This window comes from Agromyces binzhouensis, assembly GCF_004135055.1.
GTDB lineage: Bacteria > Actinomycetota > Actinomycetes > Actinomycetales > Microbacteriaceae > Agromyces > Agromyces binzhouensis.
On the sequence record NZ_SDPL01000177.1, the window covers coordinates 1 to 6088 of the forward strand.

The 6088-nt window shown below is 70.9% G+C and carries 8 protein-coding genes and 2 tRNA genes; 4 read left to right on the forward strand and 6 right to left on the reverse strand.

Features of this window, described 5'->3' with window-relative positions; genetic code table 11:
- Together ESO86_RS18805 and ESO86_RS09815 are read left to right on the forward strand one after the other, a co-directional pair.
- A partial coding sequence (locus ESO86_RS18805; RefSeq protein ID WP_479722783.1) for a nucleoside/nucleotide kinase family protein occupies positions 1–300 on the forward strand: 300 nt, incomplete at its 5' end.
- A gap of 48 nt (positions 301–348) precedes the next feature.
- Entirely contained in the window at positions 349–594 is a 246-nt protein-coding gene (locus ESO86_RS09815) for a hypothetical protein (RefSeq protein WP_129234736.1), read from the forward strand.
- A gap of 1 nt (position 595) precedes the next feature.
- Here ESO86_RS09815 and ESO86_RS09820 read toward each other — a convergent pair whose 3' ends face one another.
- The 4 genes from ESO86_RS09820 to orn form a co-directional block, all read right to left on the reverse strand.
- Complete coding sequence (locus tag ESO86_RS09820) at positions 596–1846, reverse strand: D-alanyl-D-alanine carboxypeptidase family protein (protein ID WP_129234737.1); 1251 nt, start codon at positions 1844–1846, stop codon at positions 596–598.
- A gap of 25 nt (positions 1847–1871) precedes the next feature.
- Positions 1872–2219 carry a metallopeptidase family protein gene (locus ESO86_RS09825; protein WP_129234738.1) on the reverse strand — a complete coding sequence of 116 codons (348 nt, stop codon included), beginning with the start codon at positions 2217–2219 and terminating at the stop codon, positions 1872–1874.
- 24 nt (positions 2220–2243) lie between these two features.
- Positions 2244–2319, reverse strand: a tRNA-His gene (locus ESO86_RS09830).
- A gap of 39 nt (positions 2320–2358) precedes the next feature.
- Positions 2359–3000: an oligoribonuclease gene (gene orn, locus ESO86_RS09835; protein WP_129234739.1), complete on the reverse strand. Its 642-nt coding sequence runs from the start codon at positions 2998–3000 to the stop codon at positions 2359–2361.
- An 87-nt stretch (positions 3001–3087) separates the two neighbouring features.
- Here orn and ESO86_RS09840 point away from each other — a divergent pair.
- Positions 3088–3160, forward strand: a tRNA-Arg gene (locus ESO86_RS09840).
- Here the strand turns inward: ESO86_RS09840 and ESO86_RS09845 are convergent.
- On the reverse strand, positions 3122–4327 hold the full coding sequence (locus ESO86_RS09845; RefSeq protein WP_129234741.1) for a cation:proton antiporter: 1206 nt from the start codon (positions 4325–4327) through the stop codon (positions 3122–3124). The two genes, ESO86_RS09840 and ESO86_RS09845, sit on opposite strands and share 39 nt — an antisense overlap.
- A gap of 103 nt (positions 4328–4430) precedes the next feature.
- On the opposite strand from ESO86_RS09845, the gene nadE reads away from it, so the two are divergent.
- A complete protein-coding gene (nadE, locus tag ESO86_RS09850) occupies positions 4431–5255 on the forward strand; it encodes an ammonia-dependent NAD(+) synthetase (protein ID WP_129234742.1) in 825 nt (274 codons plus the stop codon).
- A gap of 45 nt (positions 5256–5300) precedes the next feature.
- On the opposite strand, the gene ESO86_RS09855 is transcribed toward nadE, so the two are convergent.
- Positions 5301–5984 carry a cation:proton antiporter gene (locus tag ESO86_RS09855; protein ID WP_129234740.1) on the reverse strand — a complete coding sequence of 228 codons (684 nt, stop codon included), beginning with the start codon at positions 5982–5984 and terminating at the stop codon, positions 5301–5303.
- Between the last annotated feature and the right edge of the window lie 104 nt (positions 5985–6088).

The following is a 6088-nucleotide window of genomic DNA, read 5'->3' on the forward strand; positions in this document are numbered from 1 at the left end:
GTCGGCGCGCTGGACCGCTGGGACTGGCACGCCGATCGGCGCGGCGACGTCGAGCGCATGCCACCCGGTCGGCCGCTCGTGCTCGAGGGGTGCGGTGCGTTCCTCGCGGGAGCGCGGGCGACGGGCGCCGTCCGCGTCTGGCTCGACGCGCCGTACGAGACGCGCAGGGACCGAGCGCTCGAGCGCGACCAGGGCGCGTTCGACGACTTCTGGACCGCGTGGGAGTCCGACTGGCGGCGGTACCGAGGGCAGTCCGGCGCCGCACGGCGGTCGGCGATCCGCGTGCGACTCGCCGCCTGATCAGCGCGGATGCTGTCCCGCGGACCCGGCCGGGACTACGCTCGGCACATGGGTGATGCGACATATGTGGCGGAGTTCATCGACGGTCCGCTCGAGGGCGACTTCGAGCAGCGGGCCCTCGTCCGCGGCGAGCCGGAGAAGCGGGTCGGCATGGTCGCCGCCGTCGACGGCCTCGAGTCCTTGTTCTGGTACGACGCCGTCGAGCAGAAGGATGTCGGCGGTCAGTTGCGCGTCCGCTTCCGCTTCGACGCCGCGGACTCCGACCCGGTCGAGTCCGACGAGGAGAACGACTGACTCAGGCGTTCCCGGCGAGGAACGCCCCGATCAACTCACCGGGGTGGGTGAGCCGCCAGATCGGACCCGGATCCGTGATCGCACGGTCGAGTTCGAGCTTCGAGCTCACCTCGCGTTCGCCGATCGCGACGGTGACCGTGCCGACCTGCCTCCCCACGGGTGCGGTCGTGAAGGGCGCCACCTCGACGTTCGCGTCCTCGGCGACCGCCCCGAACGCGGCATCCGTTCGACCTGCCGTCGCGATCAGTCGTGCCCGGTCGCCCCACGCCGACGTGACCTCGCCGTAGCTCGCACCGGCGGCGATCACCTCGATCGGCTCGGATGCCGCCTGCATCCCCTCGACCGCGGCGAGCACCGCCGGGTCGAGCGTCTCGTAGTCGTCGACCCCGGTCATCGCGCCGACCATGGTCCGTCGCTCGTCTCCTGAGCGCAGCTCGGCCGTCCACACGAACGTGATCGCAGCCTGGTCGGTGAAGCTCCGGCTGATGGCGCGGATGCCGTCGTCGCCCAGGTGGGCGATCGCGTCGGGGATGCGTCGATCGACGCTCGACGTCGGCGCACTTCCGTCGTCCCGGAGCATCGCGCCGAGGGTCGGCTCCGCGAGTGCGAGCCCGGCGAGTCGGGTGAGCTCCGTCGCGGTGCCGACGTTCTCGCCCGAGAGCCCGGTGGTGTCCACGACCCTCGTCGAGGTGAAGCCCTGCTCGGCCAGCCAGTCGTTGGCCGCCGTGACGTAGGCGTCGACGCTGCCGAACGCCCACCTGGCGAGCGTGTCGGAATGGTTGTTGCTCGAGGCGAGGAGCACGGCGCGGACGACGTCGCGCTCGCTCCAGGAATCGCCCGGCGAGACCTGCACGGTTCGCGACCCCTCCCCGGAGTAGCGGAGGTAGTCGGTGTAGTCCTCCGGCCCGATCCGGATCGAGGGGCCGTCGTCGTCAGCGGTCAGGGGGAGGGTGTCGAGCACCACGAGCGCGGTGACGAGCTTCGCGGCGCCGCCGATCGGGGAGGCCTCGTCATCCGCGGAGGCCGCGACGAGCGCCGCCGTCCCGTCGTCCTCGATGAACGCGACCGCAGTGGCGTCGTCCGCCGGGAGGGCGACCGAGCTGGTCGCCGGCGCGGCCGCCTGCGCCGTGTCGACGCTGACCTGGACGTCGGGGAGCGGACCCAGGAGCATCGCCGGGCCGTACACGCCGATGCCGAGGATCGCGAGCGCGCCGACGGCGATGCCGACGACGCGTCCGGGGGAGGGGCTCATGCGAATCAGGCTAGCGCGGCTTCGCTCACGCCCAGCCGAGCTCGTGCAGCCGGTCGTCGTCGATTCCGTAGAAGTGGGCGATCTCGTGGACGAGGGTGACGTGGATCTCGTCGCGGAGTTCGTCCTCGGTGTCGGCGATCGCGCACAGCGACTCGCGGTAGAGCACGATGCGGTCCGGCATCTCGCCGAACCCGTAGCGGTCGCGCTCGGTCAGCGAGACGCCCTCGTAGAGGCCGAGGAGGTCGAGCGAGCCGTCCTCCGGGCGGTCCTCGACGACGAACACGACGTTCTCGAGGCCCTCGACCATGTCGTCGGGCAGTTCGTCGAGTTCATCGACGACGAGCCGCTCGAAGGCCTCGGCGTCGAGTTCCACGAGTGGCTCCGATCTGGAGGCGATTGGGGTGAGTAACGGGGCTTGAACCCGCGACCTCCTGGACCACAACCAGGCGCTCTACCGACTGAGCTATACCCACCATGTTCCGCTCGTTCGCACCAGCGGCAACCATACGAGATTACACCACGTTCGAGGCGCTCGTGGACACGGGGGACCCCTCGGCGGCCACCTCGGCGGCGATGGCCTGCAGTTCCTGGCTGGTCGGCCCGGGGTCGGCGACGAACACCGCACGCCGGTAGTACTGGAGCTCGCGGATGGACTCGAGGATGTCGGCGAGCGCACGGTGTCCGCCGTCCTTCGCGGGCGCGTTGAAGTAGGCGCGGGGGTACCAGCGCTTCGCCAGCTCCTTGATCGACGAGACGTCGACGTTGCGATAGTGCAGGTGCGCGTCGAGGCGCGGCATGTACCGGCTGATGAACGCCCGATCGGTGCCGATCGAGTTGCCCGCGAGCGGTGCGCGCTGCTCCTCGGGGACGTGCTTCAGCACGTACTCGAGCACCTGGTACTCGGCGTCGGCCACGGACACGCCGTTCGGGATCTCCTCGATCAGCCCGGACTGCGTGTGCATGGCCCGCACGAAGTCGCCCATCGACTCGAGCGCACTCGCGTCGGGCTTGATGACGATGTCGAGGCCGTCGTCGACCGGTCGGAGATCGTAGTCGGTGATCACGACCGCGATCTCGACCAGCTCGTCGACCTCGAGGTCGAGTCCGGTCATCTCGCAGTCGATCCAGACCAGTCGGTCGCTCGAGGATGCCATGCGGTGAGTCTAGCCGCGCGGCCCGACACGACCGCGTCCCGCGAGCCCGGGCGCGCTCGGAACCCTGAGGTATCGTGGTGGCGATCGGCCCTCGTAGCTCAGCGGATAGAGCAGGAGCCTTCTAATCTCTTGGTCGCAGGTTCGATTCCTGCCGAGGGCGCCGAGACCCGCTTCGCGTGATCGCGATGGCGATGAGCGGGAACAGCAGGAGTGAGAGCAGGCCCGCGCCGACGAGGGCGGAGGCCGTGCCCGAGTCCATGTCGCCGGCCTCCACTCCGATCGTGGTCACGGCGACGATGATGGGCAGCCCCGTGGCTCCGAAGAGCCCCGTCGAGACGCGGTCGCGCACGTGCGAGCCCGGCGCGGCGAGCAGGGCCGACGGCACGCCGCGCACCACGAGCAGCAGCACCGTGAAGAGCGGAAGCATGAGGAGCGTGCGCGCATCCTCGACGAGCGCCTCGAGGTCGAACGTGACGCCCGTGTAGATGAAGAAGACGGGCACGAAGACGCCGAACCCGATGCCGTCGAGCTTCACCTCGATGGTGCGACGGTCCTGCTCGGGCGCTCCGGCGAGCAGGAGGCGGGCGATCACGCCGGCGGCGAAGGCGCCGAGCAGCATGTCGAGGTCGAGGACGATGGAGAGTCCCACGAGCGCGAGCATGACCATGATCACCAGCCGGATCGCGAACTGCCCGCTGGTGTGCAACGTCGCGCCGATCGCCCCGTGGAGCCTGCGGCCGTCGCCCCTGGACGCGCGCCAGATCGCGAGGCCGGTGATCACCGCGAAGGCGAGGAGCACGATCGCGGCATGGAGCGGCGAGCGTCCCGACAGGAAGATCGAGATCGCGATGAGCGGCAGGAACTCTCCCGCCGCCCCGATCGCCAGGACCGACACGCCGAACGGCGTCCGGAGCATCCCGGCGTCGCGCAGGATCGGCAGCAGCGCGCCGAGCGCGGTCGACGTCAGCGCGATGCCGATGAACACCGCGCCGGCGTCGGGGTCCACGAGCCATCCCGCGGCGAGGCCCAGCGGAACGGAGATCGCCCAGCCGAGGCTCGCTCGAACCAGCGGCCGACCGCGGATCGCCTCGAAGTCGATCTCCTGCCCGGCGAGGAAGAACAGCATCGCGAGCCCGAAGTCCGAGATCAGCTCGATGAACGGATCGGGCTGGACCCATCCGAGCAGCGACGGGCCGAGTGCGATGCCGAGGACGATCTCGAAGATGACGACCGGGATCGCGAGCCACTTCCCGAACGCCCTCGTGGCGAGCGGGGCGATCGCCGCGATCACCGGGATGAGCACCAGTGTGGGTACGTCGACGTGCACGCGGGCCCCCTTCGTACGGGGGAATGCTATCCGACGGCGCGGCCTCGACCGGCGAGGCTGCGTGCGTCATCCGCCCGTCACACGCGTGTCGTATCGTCGTGGCATGCGCGACCTCCAGGCACGGATCATCGAAGAACTGCACGTCGAGGCCTCCATCGAGCCGGCCGACCAGGTCCGCCGGCGCGTGGACTTCCTGAAGGCCTACCTCGACGCCTCCGGCGCGAACGGCCTGGTCCTCGGCATCAGCGGGGGCCAGGACTCCACGCTGGCGGGCAGGCTCTGCCAGCTCGCGGTCGAGGAACTCGAGGCCGAGGGGCGTTCCGCCCGGTTCATCGCCGTCCGGCTGCCGTACGGGGTGCAGCGCGACGCGGCCGACGCCGAACTGGCGCTCGGCTTCATCCGCCCGTCGGAGACCGTCGAGTTCAACGTCAAGCAGGGCGTCGACGGACTCGCCGCCGAGTTCGAGTCCGCCGTCGGCGGACCGGTCAGCGACTTCGGCAAGGGCAACGTCAAGGCGCGCATGCGGATGGTCGCGCAGTACGCGCTCGCGGGCGAGGGCGGGCTCCTGGTCGTGGGCACCGACCACGCGGCCGAGGCGGTCACCGGCTTCTTCACGAAGTTCGGCGACGGCGGCGCCGACCTGCTGCCGCTGTCCGGGCTGACCAAGCGCCAGGGCCGGTCGATCCTGGAGCACCTCGGCGCCCCCGAGCGCCTGTACCTGAAGACCCCGACGGCCGACCTGCTCGACCACGACCCTGGTCAGGCCGACGAGGCCAACCTCGGGCTGACCTACCGCGACATCGACGACTTCCTCGAGGGTCGCGAGATCGACGACCTGGTCGCCGAGCGGATCGAGGCCCGCTTCCTGCAGACCCGGCACAAGCGGGCGGAGCCCGTCACGATGTTCGACTCGTGGTGGCGCGACTGAGCCACTCCGCAGGGCGGGCGGGGCTCGTGCTCCGGCGTGGCGCGGTCAGTCCCGCTGGGCGACCGCCCGACGGTCCGTGTCCGCGTCGGCGACCTCGTCGGCCGGGGCCTCGGGGGAGGTCGTGACCGGCTGCGTCGCCGCATCGTCGACGAGGGGAGCCTGCGCGTAGCGCTCGTGGTGCTGCTCCGCGACCCAGGAGTCCTGCTCGGCGGCGAGCTCCTGCACCGGCTCGTCGCGCTGCGCACGCCACCGCTCGAGGTCGTTGCGGAAATCGCGTCGGGTGCGCGACGGATGCCGCTGCCACTCGAGCATGCGCTCGCGGAACTCCGCGACGGCGGGGTCGAGCTGGTATCCGAAGGTCGCCGAGGCGCGCTTCAGCTCGTGCAGCTGGTGGGCCGCCCAGTCGGCGGCGACATCCGCTCCGCGCAGCGGCAGCAGGCGGACCTGGATGTCGGCCTGCCCGACGGCCCGATCGGCGAGGACCTGCTCCTGCGGCGTCAGCGAGTTCCACACCGACGCCTCGGTCGCGGCGTCGATGAGCGTCGCGATCGCGGCGTGGCGCAGCTCCCGGTCGCGCTGCCGGATCAGGCCGCGCACGGCGGACCGGGCGATCCACGCCGAGAGCAGCCCGGAGACGAGGACCGAGATGAACACGACGCCGGCCGTGAACAGCACGGGACGGTTCTCGTCCGAGAGGAGCCAGGCGACGATGTCATTCCACCACTGCATGAGCGCAGGCTAGCGCCGCACGGCGGCGGCGCGGCGCACAGGCGACGATGTCATTCCACCACTGCATGAGCGCAGGCTAGCGCCGCACGGCGGCGGCGCGGCGC